At 44.0% G+C, this 25,293-nt stretch carries 20 protein-coding genes; 10 read left to right on the top strand and 10 right to left on the bottom strand.

Annotated features, from left to right (window positions below; genetic code table 11):
- Positions 1-16 precede the first annotated feature (16 nt).
- Positions 17-343, top strand: a complete 327-nt coding sequence (locus AXE82_RS00995) for a TraR/DksA family transcriptional regulator (RefSeq protein ID WP_062334665.1) — start codon at positions 17-19, stop codon at positions 341-343.
- Positions 344-466: 123 nt separating this feature from the next.
- Here the strand turns inward: AXE82_RS00995 and AXE82_RS00990 are convergent, their stop codons facing one another.
- Positions 467-1,501, bottom strand: coding sequence for a D-alanyl-D-alanine carboxypeptidase family protein (locus AXE82_RS00990; protein ID WP_062330380.1), 1,035 nt, complete (start codon positions 1,499-1,501; stop codon positions 467-469).
- Positions 1,502-1,857: 356 nt separating this feature from the next.
- Positions 1,858-3,609, bottom strand: coding sequence for a glutamine--tRNA ligase/YqeY domain fusion protein (locus AXE82_RS00985; RefSeq protein ID WP_062330378.1), 1,752 nt, complete (start codon positions 3,607-3,609; stop codon positions 1,858-1,860).
- A gap of 212 nt (positions 3,610-3,821) precedes the next feature.
- On the opposite strand from AXE82_RS00985, the gene AXE82_RS00980 reads away from it, so the two are divergent.
- A complete protein-coding gene (locus AXE82_RS00980) occupies positions 3,822-4,331 on the top strand; it encodes a peptidylprolyl isomerase (protein ID WP_036593522.1) in 510 nt (169 codons plus the stop codon).
- Between the two features lie 9 nt (positions 4,332-4,340).
- Positions 4,341-5,144 carry a UDP-2,3-diacylglucosamine diphosphatase gene (locus AXE82_RS00975; protein ID WP_062330376.1) on the top strand — a complete coding sequence of 268 codons (804 nt, stop codon included), beginning with the start codon at positions 4,341-4,343 and terminating at the stop codon, positions 5,142-5,144.
- A 103-nt stretch (positions 5,145-5,247) separates the two neighbouring features.
- Here the strand turns inward: AXE82_RS00975 and tkt are convergent, their stop codons facing one another.
- From tkt to AXE82_RS00960, 3 genes are all read right to left on the bottom strand, one after another.
- Positions 5,248-7,245 carry a transketolase gene (tkt, locus tag AXE82_RS00970; RefSeq protein WP_062330374.1) on the bottom strand — a complete coding sequence of 666 codons (1,998 nt, stop codon included), beginning with the start codon at positions 7,243-7,245 and terminating at the stop codon, positions 5,248-5,250.
- 190 nt (positions 7,246-7,435) lie between these two features.
- Positions 7,436-8,134 carry an N-acetylmuramate alpha-1-phosphate uridylyltransferase MurU gene (gene murU / locus AXE82_RS00965; protein WP_062330372.1) on the bottom strand — a complete coding sequence of 233 codons (699 nt, stop codon included), beginning with the start codon at positions 8,132-8,134 and terminating at the stop codon, positions 7,436-7,438.
- Positions 8,135-8,140: 6 nt separating this feature from the next.
- Entirely contained in the window at positions 8,141-9,283 is a 1,143-nt protein-coding gene (locus AXE82_RS00960; RefSeq protein WP_062330370.1) for an aminoglycoside phosphotransferase family protein, read from the bottom strand.
- A 165-nt stretch (positions 9,284-9,448) separates the two neighbouring features.
- On the opposite strand from AXE82_RS00960, the gene lptD reads away from it, so the two are divergent.
- Complete coding sequence (lptD, locus tag AXE82_RS00955; protein ID WP_062330368.1) at positions 9,449-12,424, top strand: LPS assembly protein LptD; 2,976 nt, start codon at positions 9,449-9,451, stop codon at positions 12,422-12,424.
- A gap of 243 nt (positions 12,425-12,667) precedes the next feature.
- On the top strand, positions 12,668-14,323 hold the full coding sequence (locus AXE82_RS00950) for a peptidylprolyl isomerase (protein WP_062330366.1): 1,656 nt from the start codon (positions 12,668-12,670) through the stop codon (positions 14,321-14,323).
- Positions 14,324-14,380: 57 nt separating this feature from the next.
- Here AXE82_RS00950 and pgeF read toward each other — a convergent pair whose 3' ends face one another.
- From pgeF to AXE82_RS00935, 3 genes are all read right to left on the bottom strand, one after another.
- Positions 14,381-15,280, bottom strand: a complete 900-nt coding sequence (pgeF, locus tag AXE82_RS00945; protein WP_062330364.1) for a peptidoglycan editing factor PgeF — start codon at positions 15,278-15,280, stop codon at positions 14,381-14,383.
- Positions 15,281-15,377: 97 nt separating this feature from the next.
- Entirely contained in the window at positions 15,378-16,559 is a 1,182-nt protein-coding gene (prpF, locus tag AXE82_RS00940) for a 2-methylaconitate cis-trans isomerase PrpF (protein WP_062330362.1), read from the bottom strand.
- Positions 16,560-16,700: 141 nt separating this feature from the next.
- Complete coding sequence (locus tag AXE82_RS00935; RefSeq protein WP_062330359.1) at positions 16,701-17,747, bottom strand: hypothetical protein; 1,047 nt, start codon at positions 17,745-17,747, stop codon at positions 16,701-16,703.
- Between the two features lie 148 nt (positions 17,748-17,895).
- On the opposite strand from AXE82_RS00935, the gene AXE82_RS00930 reads away from it, so the two are divergent.
- Entirely contained in the window at positions 17,896-18,828 is a 933-nt protein-coding gene (locus AXE82_RS00930) for a glycerophosphodiester phosphodiesterase (RefSeq protein ID WP_062330358.1), read from the top strand.
- A 22-nt stretch (positions 18,829-18,850) separates the two neighbouring features.
- Positions 18,851-19,306 carry a DIP1984 family protein gene (locus AXE82_RS00925; protein ID WP_062330356.1) on the top strand — a complete coding sequence of 152 codons (456 nt, stop codon included), beginning with the start codon at positions 18,851-18,853 and terminating at the stop codon, positions 19,304-19,306.
- Positions 19,307-19,519: 213 nt separating this feature from the next.
- On the opposite strand, the gene AXE82_RS00920 is transcribed toward AXE82_RS00925, so the two are convergent.
- Positions 19,520-20,245 (bottom strand): ribonuclease HII, encoded by a 726-nt coding sequence (locus tag AXE82_RS00920; protein WP_062330354.1) that lies wholly within the window; start codon positions 20,243-20,245, stop codon positions 19,520-19,522.
- 59 nt (positions 20,246-20,304) lie between these two features.
- On the opposite strand from AXE82_RS00920, the gene AXE82_RS00915 reads away from it, so the two are divergent.
- The 3 genes from AXE82_RS00915 (at position 20,305) to AXE82_RS00905 (ending at position 23,666) form a co-directional block, all read left to right on the top strand.
- Positions 20,305-20,733, top strand: a complete 429-nt coding sequence (locus tag AXE82_RS00915) for a hypothetical protein (protein ID WP_062330352.1) — start codon at positions 20,305-20,307, stop codon at positions 20,731-20,733.
- 30 nt (positions 20,734-20,763) lie between these two features.
- Positions 20,764-22,068: a phosphoribosylamine--glycine ligase gene (gene purD, locus AXE82_RS00910; protein ID WP_062330351.1), complete on the top strand. Its 1,305-nt coding sequence runs from the start codon at positions 20,764-20,766 to the stop codon at positions 22,066-22,068.
- A gap of 173 nt (positions 22,069-22,241) precedes the next feature.
- On the top strand, positions 22,242-23,666 hold the full coding sequence (locus AXE82_RS00905; RefSeq protein WP_062330349.1) for an ABC1 kinase family protein: 1,425 nt from the start codon (positions 22,242-22,244) through the stop codon (positions 23,664-23,666).
- A 76-nt stretch (positions 23,667-23,742) separates the two neighbouring features.
- On the opposite strand, the gene lpxB is transcribed toward AXE82_RS00905, so the two are convergent.
- Positions 23,743-25,131 carry a lipid-A-disaccharide synthase gene (gene lpxB, locus AXE82_RS00900; protein ID WP_082741378.1) on the bottom strand — a complete coding sequence of 463 codons (1,389 nt, stop codon included), beginning with the start codon at positions 25,129-25,131 and terminating at the stop codon, positions 23,743-23,745.
- Positions 25,132-25,293 lie beyond the last annotated feature (162 nt).

The following is a 25,293-nucleotide window of genomic DNA, read 5'->3' as shown; positions in this document are numbered from 1 at the left end:
TCAAATTGGAGGCCGTATGGTTGACCTTGACAAAGCAAAACAACGATTACTTGACCTAAAACAAGAATACCAAACTCGCGTGCATAAAATCCAACATGATATGCAAAATCCTGATACGGATATGACCCAAGATTGGGACGACCAAGCGGTGATTAATGAGCAAAACGATGTACGTAAAAACTTACTAGTCGAAGCCCAGCAAAACCTTGAATTGGTGAATAATGCCTTACTTCGTATCGAAAATGGGACTTACGGTATTTGCACCGTCAGCGGTGAAGAAATCGAGCCCGAGCGTCTGGAAGCGGTACCCTTTGCCACCACCTGTATGAAACACGCTAAATAGCTTGTCAAATACGCCAAATAGCTGGTTTTGGTAGTTTTGTGCCTATAAAAAAAGCAAGAAAAAAAGCAAGGACAGTTATCCTTGCTTTTTTATCAAAAAATTAGTCAGTAAATTGCGACTTGTTTAGGTGAATCGGCGCATGCTTAAGTTAGCAATTATGTTTTCTGCATCGTTCCAGCGGGTTTTTGAATCACTTGCACCGAGTAATACGACAATGGCTGGACGATTACCAACATTGGTTTCAAATAAAACACAGTTGCCTGCTTCACGAATATACCCTGTTTTTGACAAACCAATATTATATAACCCATCACGCACCATGTAATTGGTACTGCGAGCGGCTACGGTTCGAAACCCCGAATTGATATTATATACACCGAACTGACGGCTAGGCGTAGTACTAAACTGGGTGACTAAGTTCATCTTTTGTGCATAACGGGCAAGAATTGCCAAATCACGCGGTGATGCCACATTACGAGAGTCTAGACCTGATGGGTCATAAAAATGGGTTTGCGTCATCCCCAATTCACGCGCTTTTTGGTTCATACGGCTGATGAAATTGTCATAGCCCATAGGGTCAGTACGTGCTAATGCTTTAGCCGCGGGATTTTCTGATTTCATCATCATCATGAGTAGCATTTCAGCACGATTAAGCTGATCGCCAACTTTTAGACGGTCACTACCCGATTGTTTTGGGGTTTTGAAATCTAAGGGACTAATCGTCAATGTTTCGCTCATGTTAGCGCCTGATTCCGCCACCACCACAGCCGTCATCAATTTACTGATTGAGGCAATGGGACGGGCGATATCAGCATTTTTTTCATAAATGGTATTGCCGGTTAACGCATCCACTACCAAAGCACCTTTGGAATTGGCAAAATAGCTGCCCGAAGCCCGTGTGCTATCTTGAGACCATGCAGGATTGTAGCTTTCATCCTCACTGTATGCATTGTTATAGCTATTATAATTACTGCTATTAAAACTTGTTGTCTGTGGCGTGCTGTTATACATGATGGCACGGGCTTTGTCTAAACTACCCTGCCCACCCCAACTAACTTTAGCCTGGCTACCTGTCTGCATATTTAATTCAGCATTACTTTGTACGCCAACCAGTGCAATGACAGCACCTAACAACGTTTTCTTTAACAATGTTTTCATTTTAACACTCTCAATCAAATCATGGTTAACTTGCTGTTGGATAAAGCATACAGTTACCAAAACTACCAATATTTTTACGAAAAATACCTGAACAACGATACTTTAAGCCTAGTAGCCATTAAAATCAAGCCGTTAAAAGTTACAAAATCTAACAAGAATAACGGATTGATTACGCAAGACTGACTTAAATTTACGATGAGTAGTTTAGCACAGTACAAATATGACGCATGTAAAAAAATAACAAAACCGTCTAGCTAATACAATAATAAAACCATAAGTAACAATAGGTTAAGATATCCTTTTACAAAAAAAGCTGACATATTGCTATGCCAGCTGATGAATAGGTTAAAGATGATTTATGGTTTGAAACTATCTTTTAGGGTCACAATACGGTTAAACACCAAATGCTCTGGTGAATAATCTTTACTATCTGCCACAAAAAACCCTTCGCGTTCAAATTGGAAACGCTCGCCTGCATTGACTTGTGATAAAGAAGGCTCGACAATGGCATCTACTTCACGTAGTGAATTGGGATTAATCTCTGCCGCTAAATTATTGATGTCAATTTTGGCAGGGTCTTCTTGGGTAAACAGCTGCTCATACAGACGTACCTTCGCGGGTACACCTAGACTGGCTGAAACCCAATGTATCACACCTTTAACTTTACGACCTTCTGGATTGTTGCCCAACGTTTTTGGGTCAATAGTCGCTGTTAACCCCACCACTTCGCCATTTTCGTCAGTGATGTGCTCCTCAATCTTTAGCACATAACTATTGCGTAAGCGGATTTCTGGGTTTTGCGGTGACAAGCGTTTATAGCCTTCAGGCGGCGTGATTTCAAAATCCCCTTTATCAATATAAATTTCTTTGGTAAAGGGAATATCACGCATACCTTGGCTATCATCATGGCTACTTTTAGGCTGGGTCAACCATAAAACCCCATTGTCGAGTCTAGTTTTTACACTGTCTTTTTTGAGTGTTTCAACATTAGCGACCGCTTCATCAAAATTGGTAATCGTCACTTTTAGTGGGCTTAGTACCGCCATGGCACGATTCACATGCTCTAATGAGTTACGGATACTAAACTCGAGTAAGCCAAAATCCACCACACCATCTGACTTGCTGACGCCTACACGGTCACAAAAGTCGCGTAACCCTTCAGGGGTATAACCACGGCGGCGCATACCGGCAATGGTCGGCATACGCGGATCGTCCCAACCGCTCACCAATTCATCTTCGACCAGTTTTTTGAGTTTGCGTTTACTGGTCAAAATATGGTTTACGTTTAGGCGGGCAAATTCATATTGGTGTGGTTCTTTGTCAAATCCCACTTTATCTACCACCCAATCATAAAACGGACGGTGGTCTTCAAATTCTAGGGTGCAAATCGAATGCGTAATACCTTCGATGGCATCTGACAACGGGTGAGCATAATCGTACATGGGATAAATGCACCAATCATCGCCTGTTTGGTGATGCGCTTGGCGCATAACACGATATAAAATCGGATCGCGCATATTCATATTGGGGCTTGCCATGTCGATTTTGGCACGAAGCACCGCTTCACCGTTGCCATATTTGCCAAGTTTCATATCGTCAAAGCGTTGCAAATTCTCTTCAACACTGGCGTCACGGTATGGTGAATTTTTACCTGCTTGACCAAAATTGCCGCGGTTTTCACGAATATCTTCAGGACTTTGCAAATCAACATAGGCATCGCCTTGTTTGATTAATTTCACCGCCCAATCATACAATTGAGCAAAATAACTAGACGCATAGCGCGCCTCGCCTGCCCAATCAAAACCGAGCCATTTGACATCATCTTTGATATTATCGACAAACTCCTGATCTTCAGCATCAGGATTGGTGTCGTCAAACCGTAGGTTACATAGCCCTGCAAACTCCTTGGCAAGCCCAAAGTTGAGACAAATAGATTTGACATGACCCAAATGCAAGTAGCCATTGGGCTCAGGTGGAAAACGGGTCACAATCTGGCTGTATTTTTGCGAAGCAAGGTCATCGCGTACAATCGCACGGATAAAGTCATTTTTTTCACTATTGGCTGCTATCTCGTCGGTTTTTGTATTTTTGTCGGTCGTTGCCGTCATTTGGTTGCCCCTTACCTATTACAAAAATGGTGAACTAATCTGCCATTCTAGCAGTTTTTTGACATTGAAAAAACTTAAATGAATTTAATTGAAACATTTAATTTTGCCAACTTTGCAAACTAAATACTGACTTTTTTATTGAAAATCGCTAGGATAGCCACAACAATTGCAAGACACGTTTTTTTAACCATAAAAACCATTAGGAGCTCACAATGGATATGCCATACGTAGAATTAGAAACCACCATGGGTAACATCGTTATCGAACTCAATCAAGAAAAAGCCCCCAATACCGTGGCAAACTTCTTAGAATACGTCAAATCAGGTCATTATGATGGCACGATTTTTCACCGCGTCATTGACGGTTTTATGATTCAAGGTGGCGGTATGGACGCCAACATGAAAGAAAAATCTACCAATGCCCCCATCCAAAACGAAGCAGATAATGGCTTAAAAAATGAAGTCGGCACGATTGCGATGGCACGTACTTCTGACCCACATTCAGCGACTGCGCAATTTTTTATCAATGTAAAAGACAATAGCTTCCTAAACTTCTCGGGCAAAAACCCACAAGGCTGGGGTTATGCGGTGTTTGGTAAAGTGACTGAAGGCATGGACATTGTCAATAAAATCAAAGGTGTACCGACTGGTAAATACGGTTTCCACGCTGATGTACCAACCACGCCTGTAGTGATTACCCATGCAAAAGTAATTGAGAAATAATTTTTTTGTATGCAAAGTTTTGTAGATTTGGTCACCGATAAGCCCTCTGCCATTGCACAAGTGCTTATCAGTGACTTACATTTGAGCATGAATGAGCCTGCCACTAATCCTTTAGGGCAGGCTTTTTTAGATTTTTTGGATAAATTGGCTCTATTGCCCAATCTAAAACAGTTTTTTATTCTCGGTGATTGGTTTGAAGCTTGGCTAGGGGATGATGTTGCTGATACAGACACCTTAACAGATGCGCTGCAACCGATTATAGCAAAGCTCAAAACATTATCCAGTAAAAACTGCCAGATTTTTGTCATGCATGGTAATCGGGATTTTCTGCTTGGGCAACAATTTTGCGACAAGTTCGGCGGGCAATTGATTTTTGAGCCGTTTTATTTGACGTTAAATGGCAAAAAAATTCGCCTAGAACATGGCGATGCGCTGTGCACCGATGATAAAAGTTACCAACGCTTTCGCAAAATCATCCAACATCCTATCACTAAAAAAATTTTGCTCGCGCTACCCATCAAAAAACGCCAACAAATCGCACAAGATTTACGCCAAAAAAGTAAAACTGATAATGCCAAAAAATCTCTGCAAATCATGGATGTCAATGAACAAGCCGTGAAACAAGCCTTGCAAAAAGCCGATATACTGATTCATGGGCATACTCATCGCCCTGCTGTTCATCAAATTGGCGATAAACAACGCTTAGTGCTCGGCGATTGGCGATTGAATGACAACAGTGTTAATGCTGTCATTGGCGTTACAATGTCGGGGCAGCTAAACTTGGTCGAATTTTTTTATTCAGTTAATCGTTAAATGGTCTCAAAGAATTTACTATTATTTGTTGCGGTGTTTTCAATTTAATTGAGAAATAAAAAAGGCGAGCATTGCTCACCTTTTAGTAAGTCAACAATTCAATTTAGACAACCGCTTTCACGGCTTGAATGACCGCATCAGTGGTGATGTTAAAGTATGGGAATAAGTCTTTGGCAGGGGCAGACTCACCGAAGGTCGTCATACCCACGACTTTACCATCAAGCCCTACAAACTTGTACCAATAATCGATATGGCTGGCTTCAACCGCCACACGGGCACGCACTTGTGGTGGCAACACGCTGTCACGGTAATTGATTTCTTGTTTGGCAAACACTTCAGCACAGGGCATTGATACGACGCGCACGCCCAAACCTTCGGCAGTCAACTCAGTATAAGCATTCATGGCAAGCTCAATCTCTGAACCTGTGGCGATGATGACGGCACGTAGCTCACCTTGTTCTTTGGCTAGTATATAGCCACCTTTGGCAATATTGGCTACTTGCTCAATATCTCGCGCTTGGTGCGGTAGGTTTTGACGGCTAAAAATCAGCGCGGATGGGGTTGATTTTGCTTTCAAGGCTTCTACCCATGCCACGGCTGACTCGACCGTATCACAGGGTCGCCAAGTATGCAGGTTTGGGGTAGCACGCAGACTTGATAACTGCTCGACAGGTTGGTGAGTAGGTCCATCTTCACCCAGACCGATTGAGTCGTGAGTATAGACATTAATGACGCGTTGTTTCATCAAGGCTGACATACGCACCGCATTGCGCGCATATTCCATAAACATCAAGAAGGTTGCCACATACGGGATAAACCCGCCATATAAGGCAATACCATTGGCAATCGCCGTCATACCAAATTCACGCACACCGTAATGAATGTAATTACCTGCCGCGTCATCTTCGAGCGCTTTGGCATTTTTAAACCAAGTCAGATTTGACCCTGCCAAATCAGCAGAACCACCCAGCAGCTCTGGCAATAATGGCTGTAAAGCATTGATTGAATTTTGGCTGGCTTTACGCGTTGCAATGTTTTCTGGGTTATCTTGACAAGCTTTGATAAATTCCTGGGCTTGTGTCTCAAAATTTGCTGGCAAGTCACCATTCACACGGCGAAGTAATTCACTGGCAAGCTCTGGGTAAGCGTCTTTATAAGCATCAAACTCACTTTCCCATGATTGCTGTAGCGCTTGACCTTTAACTGTGCAATCCCACCCTTCATAAATATCGTCTGGAAGTTCAAACGCTTCGTGATCCCACTTGAGGGCTTGACGGGTGAGCAAGATTTCATCCGCGCCAAGGGGTGCGCCATGTGAGGCCTCCAAGCCTTGCTTGTTAGGTGAACCTGCGCCAATCACGGTTTTACAGATGATGAGTGAAGGTTTATTTTTTTCAGCTATGGCATTTTGGGTCGCTTGGGTAATGGCATCGGTATCGTGACCGTCAACTTTTTGCACTTGCCAGCCATAAGCTTCAAAACGTTTTTGGGTGTCATCTGAAAACCAGCCTTCGACGTCACCATCAATCGAAATACCGTTGTCATCATAGTATACAACCAATTTGCCCAGCTGCAGCGTACCGGCTAATGAGCAAACTTCGTGCGAAATACCTTCCATCAAACAGCCATCACCTAAAAAGCAATAGGTTTGGTGGTCGATAACTTGATGACCGTCTCGGTTAAATTGCGCGGCTAGGGTTTTTTCTGCAATCGCAAAACCTACGGCGTTGGCAATCCCTTGACCCAACGGACCTGTGGTAGTTTCCACACCTGGGGTGTAGCCATATTCAGGGTGACCGGGGGTTTTAGAGTGCAATTGGCGGAAATTTTTGATATCCTCAATACTAACGTCATACCCTGTCAAGTGCAGCAAAGCGTACTGCAGCATTGAGCCATGACCATTTGAAAGCACAAAACGGTCGCGATTTAGCCAATTTGGGTCGGTTGGATTGTGCTTTAAAAACTTACGCCATAACACTTCAGCGATATCTGCCATGCCCATCGGCGCGCCTGGATGTCCAGAATTGGCTTTTTGCACCGCTTCAAAAGCTAGGGTACGGATGGCGTTGGCAAGACGACGTTCAGAAATTGGGATTGTCATTGGCTTTCCTATATTACAGAATTAGTTACAGAATTAATTGCAGAATTAAATTTTGTCGTATGTAACATGCTAAAAATAAAACTGTGACAAATTTTATCACAGTTTTAGGTCATTTTTTTAGCTTTAACCGTTTAGTTTGCTCGGCTTTCAAATAAAAGCAAAATGGCAAAAGAGGCAATTTTCTGCCAAGTCACTTGTTAGCCGACAATGTTTGGTTCAAATTTTCTAAACGCTCAAGCGTGCCGACATCGACCCACGCCTCGCTCAGCAAATCCCCCATTACCAAACCTGCTTGCATGGCTTGTTTAAGTAGTGGCGCAAGCGGCGCAGTCTCCCCTGCCTTGACCGTATCCAATAATCTTGGTGACATCACACTAATCCCTGCAAAGGTATATTTTGGCGTGCCATCTGCCTTGACCTTGCCATTTTCTAAGGCAAAATCGCCAGTTGGGTTATGCGTCGCTTGGTCGGTGAGTAGCAAATAAGCCTGCGAATCGTTTAACTGAAGCTGGCTTAGTTGAGCAAAATCAAAAGGCGTCCACACATCCCCATTGACCAAAATAAATGGCTGGTCTTTTAATTTGCCGGTAGCCAAAGCCATCTTGATACCGCCTGCTGTCTCAAGCGGTTCTTCTGGTTCAATCGACCAATGAATGGTGACACCGTATTGACTGCCATCCCCGATTGCATTTAGCAGTTTATCCGCAAGCCATGACACATTGATGGTGATATCAGTGATACCGGCTTGTTTGAGTGCTTTGATATGCCACACGATAAGCGGTTGCCCGCCGACTTCGACAAGTGGCTTTGGCGTGGTCAAAGTTAAAGGGCGCAGCCGAGTGCCTTTACCCGCGGATAAAATCATGGCTTGGGTGATGGTGGTTGTCATGGGGTTTTATCCTTGGATTTTTTGCTGAAAAGCAGGCGCGGCAGCGGCGGTCATCCAATCAGCAAATTTATCAAAAGTAGGACGCTTATCCCATTGGCTAATCGCTTTTAGACAAGTTAATAAATCATTGAAAACTTTAGGAAGGTTGACCAAATAACGGTCTTTGCCATCTCGCTCAAACAAGCGTACAAAAATTCCCAATACCTTAAGATGACGCTGCATACTCATGATATTAAAATCCACAGTAAACTCTGCCAAGCTTTTGTCAATTTGCGCCAATTGGTGATAATGAGCCAGATGCGTGTTGACCCATGTTTCATCATAATTGATATAGGCATCTCGCAGTAAAGACGCCAAATCATAGGTGTAGGCACCGATGACAGCATCTTGAAAATCAATCACGCCCAACTCATCGCTGTGACTTAATACCATCAAATTACGGCTGTGAAAATCACGGTGCACCACTACTTGAGGCTGCGCGATGACTTGCTGGATAATATCAGACTGCAAATCTTGCCACAGCGTCTCTAAGTCTGGGGTCATCGTCACGCCGATATAGGGTAAAAACCACTCGCTAAACAAGCCCATTTCTCGGCGCAGCAAGGCATCGTCGTAACTTGGGATAACGGCTTTGGCGTCATTGATGTCAATCTTTTGAATCGCCAAAATTGCCTGCATCGCCTGCTGATAATAACGCGCAGTTTTTGCCATCTCGCCTGCATCCGTTAAATCCTTGGCAATGACATCGGCAAAATCCGTGTTTCCCAAATCCTCAAGGACGATAAAACCTTGCTGTTCATCCGTGGCAATCATTTTTGGCACATGCACATGACCTGCCATTAAGTTGCCCACAGCGATAAATTCTGTCACCGATTCTTTTTCTGGCGGCGCATCCATCACGATATAGTGTTGATTATCGACGGTTAAGCGATGATAGCTGCGAAAGCTGGCATCACCAGGTATTTTTTTATGCTGCAATGACTGATTTTGAAAAACTTCATTCAACCAAGTGTGCAGCTGTTGTTCCCGTGACTGTTGTTCACGTGATTGTTGCTTAAGTGATTGTTGTTCAAGTGGCTCGGTATTTGATGGCGAAGCTGCGCTATCGCAAGGGTCTTGGTTAGCAGGTTGTGCGGCAGGATGGTTCATAACGTGGGCTTACTCAATAAAAATAAGTTATGCTACCGAAAATCTGCGTATCTCTCAAGTGGCGTCTAACATGTTTGCAATTTTAAACATCTTTTGCAATAGTATATTGATGACGCTAGTGATATGATGTGAAGGTTTTTATATTGCGTCTTTGGTAAATGTCTAATGAAAAAATCTGTGAAATTGTCGCCTATTTCGTCAACTTCTAATCGTTTAACTTCACATTCGTCTTTGCCAACCCAGCCTACATGCTTGCATCAATCACTACACCAAATTTATCGACACACCAATGTTTTAGCGATGACACTTGGGGCGATGTTTACTACTTTGTATTCAACCTCAGCGCTTGCGGCGGTGTTGCCGACAGCCGCCGTTACGGAATCGACTGATGCAGCGATAGCACAAAGCACAGAAGCTCAAAACATTGAGTCACAAACCACTGAATCACAGAGTATTGAAAAACAAAACCTTGATACCTCAGCTGCAAAGCCCGATACCGACATTAGTAGTATCGCCACCACAGCAGACAGCGTCACTACTGTCGATGTGACGACTAATCAAGGTATCACACCGATTAGCGCGCCTGACATCAAACCAAACTCTGCGCGTACTCGTCCCAACTTTACCCCAAATCAACAACAGCAAGCCAGTCTAGATAAGCTCAAAACCTTTTATCAACTCAAAACCCAGCAAACCACGGACGATACTAGCGCCACGGGTGCTAATTCAAATGCTAATCCAAATTTACTGAGCCCGCTCACGCCTAATAGTCAACCGTCAGGTGCTCAAGCAAACACGCAATCAAAAGCAGGGACCCGAAAAGACGCCATGTGTCATGGCAACTGGGTATATCCCACTTCGACCATCTATCAACAACAGGCATTAGCGGCAGCTGCTACCGACCAACCCAATAGCAGCTTCCCAATTTATGCCTCGGCTGACTATGGCTATTATGACAATGAAAACTACGCCGAATTGTCAGGCGATGTGCAAATCAACCAAGGTCGTCAGCAAATCTCTGCCGATAAAGTGGTCGTTAACGTGCAAGATGGCATTGCGGCAGCTCAAGGTAATGTTTTGTTGGTGGATGCCGCGCAAAGTACCCAATCGACAGACGGTAACCCACGTGTAAGCCTTAAAGATAGCCCAAAAGGGGGGCTGATTACCGTTGCCGATGAACTGGCGTACCAAACGGATAGCAGCAAAGCAACCGCCAAAGATGTGGCGTTTGCCAGCGTACCGCTACAAGCGTATGGTTATGCCAAACGGCTCAATAAAGTCGATGAAAGCCGCGTTGAAATTGACGATGTCATGTTTACCACCTGCGCGCCTGACAATCCGACTTGGCAAATCAATGCCAAAAACATCGATATCAATACCGACACGGGTCGCGGTGAAGCCTATAATGCCACGTTAAAAGTCAAAAACACCCCGGTATTGTACCTGCCGTATTTTAACTTTCCGATTGACGATCGCCGCACCAGTGGTTTTTTGTTACCACGCGGCGGCTTTAGTACAGAAGGGAGTTTTAATGTACAGTTACCTTATTACTTTAATCTAGCGCCAAATTACGATGCCACTGTCACGCCTACCATTTTTACTGACCGCAATCCGATGTTGACAGGTGAATTTCGCTATCTGACAGAAAAATTGGGTTATGGTAGTGTGTTAGGCTCTTATCTACCAAACGACAAACAATATGATGATGAAGACCGTAAGCGCTTTTATTATGATCATCATTGGCAGTCAAAAGATATCCCTAACCTGTCCATTGATGCGCTATACCAGTATGTCTCAGATCCTAAATTCTTAAACGATTTTGAGACCTTGGGTGATGAAACCGTTCAATTAAATTTACCGCGCCGCATTCAAGCCAATTATTACAATGACTATTTGACTGCCCTTGCCAAGATTGAAACCTTTCAAACACTGGATCGAAATTTAACCGATTCAGACAAAATCTTGGATAAAGACAAACCGTATGACCGTCTGCCGCAGTTATCGGTCAAATATCGTGTGCCTTGGGTGACCCAATTTGATTTGACGGGTATCAGCGATTTTGCTTATTTTAAACGCCCAATCAATGATGGTTCTGCGCCTGAGCAAAGCGGTGGCAGACTGTATAACAAACTCACTGCTGCCTATCCAATGACGCGAACTTGGGGATACGTGACGCCATCAGTGAGTTTACAGCACCTTTACACCCAATTTGACCAAGAATCAGCCGATGCCAATGGACTGGATAAAAATAGCAAAAGCCAATCTATTTTTGTACCGCAGTTTAGTATTGACAGTGGCTTAAATTTCTTTAAAACCGGTACCCCGTTTGGTAAATTTGATGAATCCTTGGGCGGCTATCAGTTATTAAGCCCGCGCCTAAAATATGTGTATTCGCCCTATAAAGACCAGACTGATGTACCCAACTTTAATACCCGTTTGGCATCGCTCAATTTTTCGCAATTGTATGAAGATTCATGGTTTTTGGGCTATGACCGCCTGCCCGACAACAATCATCTAACCCCTTCATTAAATTATCGCTATATTGATGGCAATGGTTTGACTCGCTTGGATGCCAGCGTGGGTAAACAAATTTATTTAAGTGATATTCGGGTACATCTTGACGATACCGATGATGGGTTAAAAATTGACAATACCGGTACCGTCTTTGAAGTAAGTACCCAACCGCGTCAAGATTTTTGGGTGGATTTAGATGGCTCGGTTGATGACAACGCTGATTTAAACTATATCAACACCCAGTTTCGTTATGCGCCAACTTTCAATAGTCTTTATAACTTAGGGTATATTAAACGCAATGAGAGTAGATTTGGACAAAAAGCCCTCTCTGCGTTCACAGGCTCTGCTGTTTTGCCTATTCATGATAATTGGCAGTTTTTAGGGGCTGTGCAATACGACAATGAGAAAAATCGTTTTAGTGATGTGTTAGCGGGCTTTACTTATGATAGCTGTTGTTATGGCTTATCGATTTATGCGCGCCGTTATTATGATGAATTAAGTGATAAAGACAGTGCTGACCACGCTATCATGGCAGAAATTAGCTTAAATGGGTTATCCAACAAAGGTGACGGTCGACTGGCTAGCTTGATGCGTAATCGGGTATTGGGTTATGACCCTAAATACTAAACGCCTTTTACGCAAAAAACTGCTTAAAACTTGAGGTTTTTTAGGATTTATTATCATACAGACATACGCCAGCAAATATTATTGTATAAAATGACCCAAACTTAGCAACATCTAAATCTAAGAAACTTGATGTAAGAAACTTGGTCAAAGACCAGCCATTTTATCGAAATTGTTTTGCCACGATTTTTGAGTGATCAAATTTACTTTTTTTATTTTTTAGTTTTTATTTTAAGGATACATGCCATGAACCATGCTGTCATGCATAATTTACCCAATTTTCACCGTAACGCCCTATCTGCTCTCACTAGCGCTTTGATATATGGCGCTCTATTGGTCATGCCAACATTGAACGCGCAAGCCGTGACTGCAACAACAGCAGTCACAGCTAAAACCAACACAACCAGCAGCAAAACGACGGTGGAATCTAGCAAAAAATCTAGTACCAAACCTGCAGCGCAAACCACAAGCAAATCAACCCAAGCTGTGACAGCAAACAAAACCACCAACGCTGCCAAATCAGTCAAAGCTGACACCAAAGCCAGCGGCTCAAAACCTACCACTCAAAAAACAGCAAAAGCTGTCTCCCAACCTGCGCCCGTAACATCAGAGGTCGCCAACTCATCAGCCAAGCCAGCGCCTGTCGTTGCTAATAGCTCGCAAGATCAGGTTATTGATGGCGTGATTGCTATTGTCAACGACACCCCTATTTTACGCAGCCAGTTAGATCGCGCGGTTGCTCAAGCTTCTGCACAGCTTCAAGCGCAAAACAAACCTGTACCACCCGCACAGCAACTTTATCCGCAAGTATTAGATCAGTTAATTACTAAGCAAATCCAGCTTGATATCATCAAACGCCAAGGACTGCAAGCTGAAGAGAATGCAGTGAATGCTGCGTTGACCAATTTGGCGCAACAAAATGGGGTCGCAAGCCTTGCCGAATTCCAGCAAAAACTTGACGCCCAGCGCGTAGGTAGTTACCAAGCATTGCGTCAAAAAGTCAGTGAAGACTTGGCGATACAAACTTTGCAGCAGCAGCAACTTGCCAGCCGCATCAAAATCTCCGATCAAGATGTTGATAACTTCTTAAAATCACCAGAGAGCAACGCTTTAGAAAAATCACAATATCGCACCTTACATATTCGCGTGCCTTTTGAAGTCGATGCCGCAGGTAAAACCAGCGACAAACAAAAAAAACAAGCGCTGACCGTAGCCACCCAAATTGCCAAAAACTTGCAAGCTGAGAATGCCAATATTGAGCAAATCATGACTGACGCGCAAACCAACTATAACGCGCAAATTCAAGGAGGCGATATGGGCTACCACGTCGCGGCAGAGTTACCGACAGAACTGTCAAAAAACATCACCGCCCTTGAAGTCGGGCAAGTCACCAACCCGATTGCCACGGCAGAAGGTTATAATGTGATTAAACTCGTAGATAAACGCGGCGGTCAGCAAAAAATCATCGATCAATGGCATACCCGCCATATTTTAATCAGCCCATCGACTGCCCTACCGGCTGACATGGCAAAACAGCAGATCGATACTATCTATGAAAAATTGCGTCAAGGTGAGGACTTCGCTACTTTAGCAAGCACCTACTCAAAAGACCCAGGAAGCGCCAGTAACGGCGGCGATTTGGGCTGGGTCAGTGAAGGTGATATGGTACCAAGCTTTGAAGCAATGATGAAAAAAACGTCGGTAAATGACTATTCTGTGCCATTCCAAACACAATTTGGCTGGCATATTGTTAAAGTCGATGAAAAACGCCAAAAAGATGTGAGTGATGTCTATCGTAAAAACATGGCGCGCGAAATTCTATACCAACGTATGGCACCGCAAGCGCTAGACGATTGGATGCAGGAATTAAGAGCCCAAGCTTACGTTAAAATCATGCAATAATTTAGCTTGCATAAAAAAGGCAGTATGATTAACATACTGCCTTTTTTTATGATTCAATTAATCCATAAAAATCAGCGTTGCCATTCTACCTGTTGCAGGCAATTGATGCTGAGTTTGCCGACGATACGAATAAAATCGTGCATCACTATGACTATCTAAACCACTTTTATACACCTGATGAATACCATAAGCCTTGAGCTGTAATTCTGCTATTGCAGGCAAATCGGCAAAATAATGACCGAGCTTATCAGCATTTGGCTGAAACAACTGGGTAGCGACAGCCTCAGATACATTTAACACTGATAACACGGCATCTTTGACACGACTGTCCACTTCATAGCTCGATTGTGCGATGCTAGCGCCTATCCAGGCGTGCCAGCCACGAGTGACCTTCTGCATTTCGGCAGTCGCGTTATCCCCCGCTGCAAAATCAAACTGGTGTACCATTTTTTGTACGGTCTTTGCAATGATATTTTTATTAAGACCTTGCCAGCCAGCGTGAATCGCCGCAATCAGCTTGTTATCATCTGCTGCATCGGTGGCTATCATGACGGGTACACAATCTGCCGTCATAATCGCTAAGGCAACGTTTGGTAAACGAGTAATATGCGCATCAGCCGATATCGCTGCTGCGCCAATTTTATCGGTAACCTGATAAACGTCGTTACCATGGATTTGATTAAGCCAATGAACGCTCTTTAATGCAGGATGATAGTGTTGCAAGGATTGCAGCAAATGCGCACGATTTTGATGCACCTGCATGCTATCATCCCCTACATGCAAGCCTAGATTAAATTGACCATACATAGCATTCAAACTAGACTGCCCCACTGCATCATTGCTTAAATTGCTTGAAATGCTTGGCATAAACCCACAACCAGATAGGGTTTGAACCACGGTTACCCCTTGGCTTGGTGCGTGCGTAAGTTCAATCCAGTGTGAGTTGTTATCCGTCATTATTGGGCTCTTAGGTATTGGGGACTTAGGTATTGGGGACTTAGGTATTAGGCTCTTAGGTATTGGGCTATAAGTTGGCTTGTGAATGATTTGTCGATTAAAACGCATCGCCAGGCACATACACCTCACCCACCATCAGACGGCGTGCTGAACGGCTCATAGACACTTTTTTGGCTTGCCATTTGCCATCCACTTGCATAGACTCACCCCCGACCAGTAGCGTGCCTGAGGGGTGACCAAAGCGTACTTCAGACAACGCTTTGCCACCTGCCGCTTGGTTGACTAGCGTACCTTTAATGGTCGCTGCAGTGCCAATCGCAACCGAGGCTGTACCCATCATGGCATGGTGCAGTTGACCCATACTCATCGCGCGTGCAAGCAAATCAATATCGCCTGCCTTGACTGCTTTGCCACTAGAGGCGGTATAATCAGCGGGTGGCGCAACCCAAGCAATTTTTGGGGTATGCTGACGAGTTTGGGCTTCTGTTAACGCTGCAATCAGTCCCATTTTAACGGCGCCATGAGCACGGATTTTTTCAAGCTTCGCCAAAATTTCTTGGTTACTGTTGATGTCTTTTTGCAGCTCAGTACCTGTAAAACCTAAGTCTTTGGCATTTAAAAAAATGGTTGGGATGCCTGCATTGATCATCGTGACGTCAAATTCACCGATTTCAGGTACATTAAGTTTGTCAATCAAGTTGCCCGTCGGGAACATATCGCCATCGCTGTCCACAGGGTCGATAAATTCAATTTTGACTTCGGCTGCTGGGAAAGTTACACCATCTAGTTCAAAATCGCCCGTTTCTTGCACTTGACCATCAGTCATGGGTACATGCGCGATGATGGTTTTGCTGATATTCTGCTGCCAAATTCGGACTTCACAAATGCCATTTTGTGGCACTTTACTGGCATCCACCAACCCATTGGCAATCGCAAATGAACCGACTGCAGCGGTTAAGTTTCCACAGTTACCTGACCAATCAATCATCGCTTTGTCAATGGCGACCTGACCGAATAAATAATTCACATCATGATTGGCAACGTCTGTTTTTGACAAAATCACCACTTTGGAGGTTGATGATGAGCCATTCCCCAAACCGTCAATTTGCTTACCATACGGATCTGGGCTACCAACCACCCGCAGTAAAAAATTATCTCGGGCTTGCCCTGGAGTTTGGCAGCGTTCAGGTAGGTCATCAAGCTTGAAAAAAGTACCTTTTGATGTACCACCGCGCATATAGGTAGCTTTAACAGCGACTTGTGGGGCAAAATGGGCCATGTTCATATCCTTATGGTGGCAGGTAGAGAATTGACGCATCAATTTGTTTTATGGTTAGTCACATTACTACATCAAAACATGCTAAAACAAATTGATGACTGGGTGACATACGTTAAACACGTCATTTAACAGTGGCCAACGTTAATATTGCTCGTTTTTTTCTTCGATGGTTAATTTTACATTGGTGTCGGTTGGGACTTTTTCATGCGATACTGACTTGGTCGATTTGTCTGTGCTGTTGCCAGTGCTAGCCGCTGACTTAGTAGCGGTTGATTTGCTATCAGCATTTGAGGTGGTAGCCTCAGATTTTTTATCCGATATTTTATCTGCGCTATCTGATTGCGTGTTTTTCTTGTCTGATGTGTTGTTGTTCACGTCAGTCTTGGTTTTTTCACTGTTGTTTTTTTCACTGTTGGTTTTTGGTTGTTCTGTGGTTTGTTTTTTGACAGGTTTGGTGGTTGAATTTTGGCTGTTGTTGGCAGCGACACTGGGTTTGCTATTCACGGGTGGCAAAACAGCGATAGCACCTGCCGAAGAACCGGCTAACGGCGTATTAGAGGGCTGGGTCAGCGTTTGCGCTAATGCCGAATTTGCCATAATCTCACCGACTAGCCCAATCACATCGTCGCCTGTGGTGCTATTGACTTGGTAATTGGCGCCACTGGCTGATAGACCAAACCCAACATTGTTTGCCACCAATGTGCTATTTTGTAGTTGATAACCACGCGACGCGATTTGCTCGGCGGCGACGGGCATTTTTAGACGGGTATAAATTTTATCCGCGTTATCGAGCTGCGCTTGAGGCATATTAAACGACACCGTCGCTTGGCATTTACCATTGCTACCCTTCACGCTCTCTAGATTGATTGCGACTTGCGACAAGCCATTTTGCAAGATAGTCATATCAACCATCGTCCCTGCTTGCTGCTGGATGATGTCAGACTGTTTTTTGGCTTGTTGGTCGATGCGATTGACCAGATAACTGTGAATGGCATCGGTTGCCTTGTCATTGTTACAGGCAATATCAGACGTTTCAATTGGCTGTTGCTCACTGCTTGCAGCACTGCCAGTTTGCTCATCTTTTTGCTCATTGCGACTACATCCCACCACGGTTAAGGCAAAACACGCCAATAATAACGGCATACGCATTTTTTTTGACAACGTATTTTGTGGGAAAATCATAGACATAAGGCACCTTTCACGCAGAATTTATTACCATGCCATTATAAAGCAAAGTTTTGCAAATTGGCTAGTTGTTCACTATTATTTATAATAAAATTTAGTTGTAATAATTTTTAGTAGTCATAAAATTTTATTGTCTATTGCGAGCCATAGTATGCGCCAGCCAAATCAAAGGTATTATTTACTCGGTCATCGTGCGGCTCGGGCTGAACGGCTAGAGAACTGTCAAGATGGGTTTGCCTACGTGCAGCAATTGCAAAAACATGGTAAGCAGCTTGATGGGGTAGAATTTGACGTCCAAATGACCGCCGATGGCAAATTTGTGGTGGTACATGACGAAACTTTAAATCGGCTGGCAGGACAACAATCGTGGATTGCCGATAAAACATGGACGGAATTAGACGCCATTGTACAATCGGACTATGGGCGTTTTTCCCAACGTTTTGAACCCGGGTTTTTAAAACATCATGTATTGTTGCTAGACGATTTACCACGCTATCTGCAACACTTTTGCCATATTGAACTGGAAATCAAAACCCATGCCAAAACCCAGCCAGCCTTGTTGGTTAAAAATCTGCTTAGGCTATTATCACAAGAAATATGGCAAGATTTACCCATCACTTTGACCAGTTTTGATACCGATATTTTGTACCAAATTCAAAACCAACAGCAATTTTTAACGTTTCATTTTCCGACAGGCTTGTTACTTGAGCCTAAAACACTTGAGCCTAAAACACTTGAACCCAAAACACTTGAGCCTAAAACACTTAAACCTAAAACACTTGAGCCCAACACCACGCTGGCAGGCCAAATTGCTTTTTTACCGACGCCTGATGCAGCGGGTAAAAATTTAATATTGCAAACCTTTAATCGTGCTTGTGCGTTAGGCTGTCGCCAAGTGGGCATTTATTATGCGCTTATCACCCCAACCCTGTTGGAAATTGCCAAAATTTATGGCTTAACAGTCAGCGCTTGGACAGTAAATGAGGTGGATGTGGCAAAACGCTTGATTGAGATGGGCGTCGATTGTGTGATTACAGATTATCCTACCCAATTTTTAACCCAATTATATGAGTTTAACGTCTAAATTGACCAATCAGGAGATAACCATGAAACTTGCAGAAGCTTTGTTACGACGTGCCGATATGCAAAAAAAGCTCGCCAGTTTGAAATCGCGCATTGCTGAAAATGTCAAAGTCCAAGACGGCGATACCCCAAGTGAAAACCCGAATGAACTGCTGCTACAAGCCAATCAAGTCATGAGCGAGCTGTATGCGTTAATAGACCATATCCATCGCACCAATGCCATCGCTGTCATGCCCGATGGCTCAACCATGCTCAGCACTTTAGTCAAGCGTGATGAACTTACCGAACGCCATCGCCTACTGCAAACCGCGATTGATAATGCTAAGACAGAAGGCGATCGTTATAGCTACCGAGAAATTAAATGGCAAAAAGTGATTGAACCGGTCAAACTACAAAAACAAGCAGATGACATAGCGGTGAAACTCAGAAACTTAAATATCCAATTGCAAGCCGCTAATTGGCAGATTGATTTAGTATAAGGTAGTTTGAAAAAAGCCTACAATTTGCTATGATGGATTTGAACATACAGGGCGACTATCAGACCTTGTTTGGCGCGCTGTCCACCGAGAGGTTGAAAACAAATCGGGCACAGCCTGCAGGTCTGCGAGCAAGACCATCTTTTTACTCGTCATGCTCAGCACACCTTACGAGTTAAACTCGCTCACAAGGCGACTTTAGACCTGCACTCATTACTACCAGATATTGACTGTATGTTCACCTTTTTTGTCTAAAACCCTCTGTTTGATGGGGGCAAAACTTTTGCGGTGCATGGGCAAAATACCGTAATGCTCTATCGCTTGGATATGGGCGGCGGTGGGATAGCCTTTATGCTGCTCAATGCCATAATCAGGATATAACTTTGACAACGCCACCATATCTCGGTCACGCGTCACTTTGGCAATCACACTGGCGCCACTGATACACGCATGTTTGCCGTCCCCTTTCACAATTGCTTGCTCATGCGTAATTTGCTGATAATTGGGCAAGTCAAACAACACGGGCAGTTTATTGCCATCCACCATGACGCTAAAGGTCGCCGTTGGGTATTGCGCTAACATTTGCGCCATCACGCCTGCTACTGCTTGTTTCATCCCTAGTAATGTCGCTTGTAAGATATTGATCTGGTCTATTAAGCTGGCAGAAATTTTGACAACCTTATGCGCACTCGCCGTTTGTTCAATCAAGGAAAATAACGCTTCTCGTTTTTTCTCTGACAGTTTTTTGGAGTCAGTTAGCGCACTTAGGACATGATTGTGGCTAATACCTACACTATCAGCCGTGTGTAAATCAGTGCTTAGGCTATCTTCTTTGATAGATAAAATCTCCTTATCGAAGATGAGCGCACAAACCACCACATCGCCCAATAACGGCCCTCGCCCGACTTCATCTACGCCGATAACAAAATGGTATTTATTCATTTAAAACTCGTTATAATGCTATAATTCAGGTATTTATATTAACATATTGGGATTTAATCATGGCAACATGGTGGGTTAATCAAGGTAGCAAAAAAGGCAAGCCTCAGAATAAGATTGTTTGGTCTCCATTAAGAAATAAAAGGGGTGCTTCACAATGGCACTGGGAAACGATGTGGGATGCAGTTGAAGGTGATAAAATTTATCATTATACAAATAGTTTTATTGTAGGCGAAAGTTTAGTAACCAAAAGCGCAGTCAATAGCAGAAGTCCTTATCCTAACAATGATATGTGGGAATCAGAAGGTAAGCTTTTGGAGGTAGATTATATTGCCTATGAAAACCCTATTCCCAAAACTAAAATTTCCGCAGATAATCGAAGAAAATTTACCGGTAAAAATGGACCATTCAATGCGAATGGCGATGTCCAGCAAGGTTATTTTTTTCCAATTTCTGCCGAGTTAGAAACTATTATTGAGAAATTGAAGTAACCATTAACTTTATAGAGATAGAGGATTTACATGAATATTTTAGTAATTGGCACAGGTGGACGTGAGCACGCATTGGCATGGCAATGCGCCAAAGATAGCAAAGTTAGCACGGTTTTTGTTGCCAATGGCAATGCAGGCACAGCGCTTGAACACAAATTACAAAATGTCGATTTAAGCGTCAAAGACCATGCGGCGGTGATTCAATTTTGCCAAGACAATGACATTGCCTTTGTGCTGGTTGGTCCTGAAGCGCCACTTGTGGCAGGTATGGTCGATGACTTAACAAAAGCAGGTATCAAAGCTTGGGGACCCACGGCGTATTGCGCACAGCTTGAAGGGTCAAAAGCCTTTGCCAAAGATTTTATGATAAAACACCATATCCCTACCGCCAAATACCAAACTTTTAGCGATGCCGAGCAAGCGATTGCTTATGTGAAATCCGAAGGCGCGCCGATTGTCATCAAAGCCGATGGTTTAGCCGCAGGTAAAGGCGTGATTGTGGCGATGAGCGAACAAGAAGCCATTGACGCCATCAATGATATGTTATCGGGCAACAAATTTGGTGATGCGGGCAGCCGTGTGGTGATTGAGCAGTTCTTGCAAGGTGAAGAAGCTAGCTTCATCTGTATGATAGATGGCAACAATATTTTACCGATGGCAACCAGCCAAGATCACAAACGTATTGGCGAAGGTGATACCGGTCTTAATACAGGCGGTATGGGTGCTTACTCACCTGCCCCCGTGGTGACGCAGCAAGTACATGACAAGGTGATTACCCGTGTGATTCAGCCAGTGGTCGATGCCATGAACGCCAATGGCACACCTTATACGGGATTTTTGTACGCAGGATTGATGATTGATGACCACAATGACCCCTATGTGATTGAGTTTAACTGCCGTTTTGGTGACCCAGAAACACAGCCCATTATGATGCGCCTAAAAGGCTCAATGGTAGATTTGATTGAAGCTGGACTTGCAGGCAATCTGCCTAAACAAACCGAGTGGGATGAGCGTCCTGCCTTGGGTGTGGTACTGGCTAGCAAAGGCTATCCAGAAAGCGCGAGCAACGGCGATGTCATCCATGGGTTACCATCACTTGAGTCACAATATGGGCAAACGGATATGGATGTCAAAGTTTTCCACGCAGGCACCAAAGCGTTTGATAATGGTGAAATTATCACCAATGGCGGCCGTGTGATTTGCGTGACGGCGCTCGGTGACGATATTTTGGATGCCCAAGCCAAAGCCTTAGCAGTTTGTGGCGCTATTAGCTTTGATGGTATGCAATATCGCCGTGATATCGGTTGGCGCGCTATTCAATCTAGCGCCGAATAACCAACAACCAATAAGATGGCATTTAGACATCTAGCCACTGTCTTATACCAAGTGGTTACGCTAAGTTTTAATCCGCTTTATTAAAAATCGGTAACAACAATCAAAGCAAATCATGTGTTAAAATGATTTGCTTTTTATTTGGCTTTTTCTTTCAAAAACATTAGGCACCCTGTATGGCAAATCCGCAAAATTACGATAACCAACCGCTTGAACAGCTCAAAACCTCGGCGCTTGACCGTCGGTTATCGATTGCCAAAGCATCGCTCAATATCGGCAGACGATGGGCGACCAACAGTGCCTTTGGATTATTTAAGTCAAAAGAAGAAAAAGCTCTACAAAAACAATCTTTTATGCGTGAGCAAGCCCAATATTTGGTGGATGAGCTGGGTAAACTCAAAGGCTCAGTGGTCAAAATCGGTCAAATGTTAGCCCTGTACGGGGAGCATTTTTTACCCCCTGAAATCACAGAAGCCTTACAGACATTGAACAGTCAGACGACTGCTTTTTCATGGTCAATTATCGAATCAGCGCTACGAACCGAATTGGGTGATACCATCCATGAGTTTGATATCGACCATACTCCAATTGGCACCGCCTCACTTTCGCAAGTACATAGAGCAGTTCATAAAGCCACAGGCGAGCAAGTGGTGTTTAAGGTGCAATATCCCAATATCGCCGATGCCGTAGACAGTGATTTGGATTTGTTTCGCCAACTGCTTAAAGTGACGAATGTTGTCCCGCAAACGCGCCAACTCGATGATTGGTTTGAAGAAATTCGTGACCTGCTGCATCATGAAGTCAACTACCTCCTAGAAGCAGACACCACTGAGTTATTTTTTCAACGTTTTGTTGGGGATAGTCGCTATGTGGTGCCGCGCATCCTCAAAGCTTATAGCACCGATCGGCTGCTATGTATGACCTATGAAGATGGCGTGTCGATTTTGGATGAGCAAGTATTTGCGCTACCCCAAGAAAGACGGAATGCGATTGGGCAGGCGTCGATTGAAATTATGCTACGTGAGATTTTTGAATGGGGGGATATGCAGACCGACCCCAATTTTGGCAACTATCTGATTCGCCTTGCACAAAAGCCTAATACACAGCAGCCTGATACACAGCTTGACCAATTGGTGTTATTGGACTTTGGCGCGATTCGTCAGTTTGATGATAATCTGCTACTCATCGCCCGTAATTTGCTGTTGGCAGGGGTTTTCCACGACCGTGGCAAAATGCGCCAAGCGATTGATCAAGCAGGCGAGCATTTTGAATTCTTTGCTAATCTTAGCGATTCGGTGAAAAATGATATGGTAGAGCTATGTTTACTTGCCAGTGAACCCTTTAGTTTGCCAAGTCGTAATCCGACAATTCCACCCCATGCACTGGATGTACATGGCAATTATATTTGGGCGCAAAGTGATTTACATAACCGTGTCATTAAGCTTGCCAGCCAATCAGCGACCTCAAAATCCTTTAGCGTGCCGCCTAAAGAGCTGATGTTTATTAGCCGTAAATTCATTGGCGCTTATACCTTTATGACGGTGCTTGATGCCAGAACCAAAGCCCATGATTTGATAGCAACCTTCACATCAGAAGATTAGGTGTAAGTTTACCATCAATATCACCGTGCCCAACTTGATAAAACGTCAAATTTTGCCTGAGTTTTGCCTGAGATTTTTACTGCTGTTTCCACGTCAGCCAATTGTCAATCACCGCATTGGCGGGATTGATGTTGCTTTGATCACGCAGCCATTCTGACGTTTGCCGCAAATCTCGCAGCTGCTCGTTATAATTTTTAACCTTTAATGATTGCTGTACCACACGGCAAATATTGTCTGGGTTGGCGTCTTCTTGTAGCAATTCTGGTACGATTTCTCGACCTGCCAGGATATTAGGCAATGCCACATACGGCACTTTGACCAGCCGTTTTGCCAGCCAAAAGGTCATTTTATTGAGTGAATATACCACCACCATCGGTTTACCCAGTAGCATGGCTTCAAGCGTGGCGGTGCCCGATGCGAGCAGCACCAAGTCTGACGCCGCCATCACCCGTTGGCTAAAATCCGCTTGTGTTTCATCACAGCTCACTGTGACATGATGGCGCACCTGCGCTGATTGGGCTTCTAGATATTGCTCTACGATAGTCAGTAGGTGTTGGTTGACCGTTGGCACGATAAAGCATAGCTTATCATCCATAATCAACAGTTTGTGAATGGCTTTGAGCATTTTTGGAAAAATCGCATCGATTTCACTGCGTCTTGAGCCTGGCATCACTGCAATGAGATGGCTCATTTCCATCTCGCCCATTTTGACAAAAAACTGATGGTAGGTGGGATTATCCCAAATCAACTCACGGCGCAGCTCGTCCATGGGCGTTGTAAGCAAATTGTCATCAATGGTTTTGAGGAGTGAATGCCCGACACACACGGCGGGATGATTATGTTTTTGATAGACAGACAACTCAAACGGAAACAAACACAGCACCAAATTGGTCGCGCGTTTGATTTTCTCAATTCGCCCTTCCCGCCATGCCCATATCGATGGGCTGACATATTGCACACAATAAATACCGGCTGATTTTAACCGCTCCCCCAATCGCAAATTAAAATCAGGCGCATCAATGCCGACAAAAATATCGATGGCGTTTTGTTTAAAGGCTGCCAAAATTTCATCGCGTGCTTTAAACAAATCTGGCAAATGCTTAACCACTTCCACCAAGCCCATCACCGACAAACGAGACATCTCAATCACTGAGTTAAGCCCCTGCGCTTGCATCTGTGCACCACCCACGCCCACCCACACAATATCATCACGCAAATTATTCATCTGGCGCATAAAGTCCGCACCCAGCGCATCGCCTGAGACCTCGCCTGCTACGATACCAATGACAATCGGCTGAAACTTGGTTTTAGCAGCGTTTTGTAGCAAATTCTCTTCACTGACGTTAGCAAAGCTCGCTTCGCTGACATTATAAAAGCTCGCTTCGCTTGGGTTAGCAATATCGGCTGCGAGTGTGGCGTTTGCAGCAAGGTCTGAAAGGGTTTGTGCAGGGGCGTTAGCGTACATGGGATTAAACAGCCTTGTTTGGTTATAATTTTAAAAAAATATTTTAGGGGTAAACAGATGAAAAGTAAAACCATCAAAAATTTAAATGACAATCATTTGTTATTTTGTACTAGTATACTGATACAATAGTTGTTATACTGGTGCTATAGGATATTAAGATAT

This window comes from Moraxella osloensis (assembly GCF_001553955.1).
GTDB lineage: Bacteria > Pseudomonadota > Gammaproteobacteria > Pseudomonadales > Moraxellaceae > Faucicola > Faucicola osloensis.
Note: the sequence above shows the minus strand (reverse complement) of the source record. Positions and strands in the feature narration are given on the sequence as shown.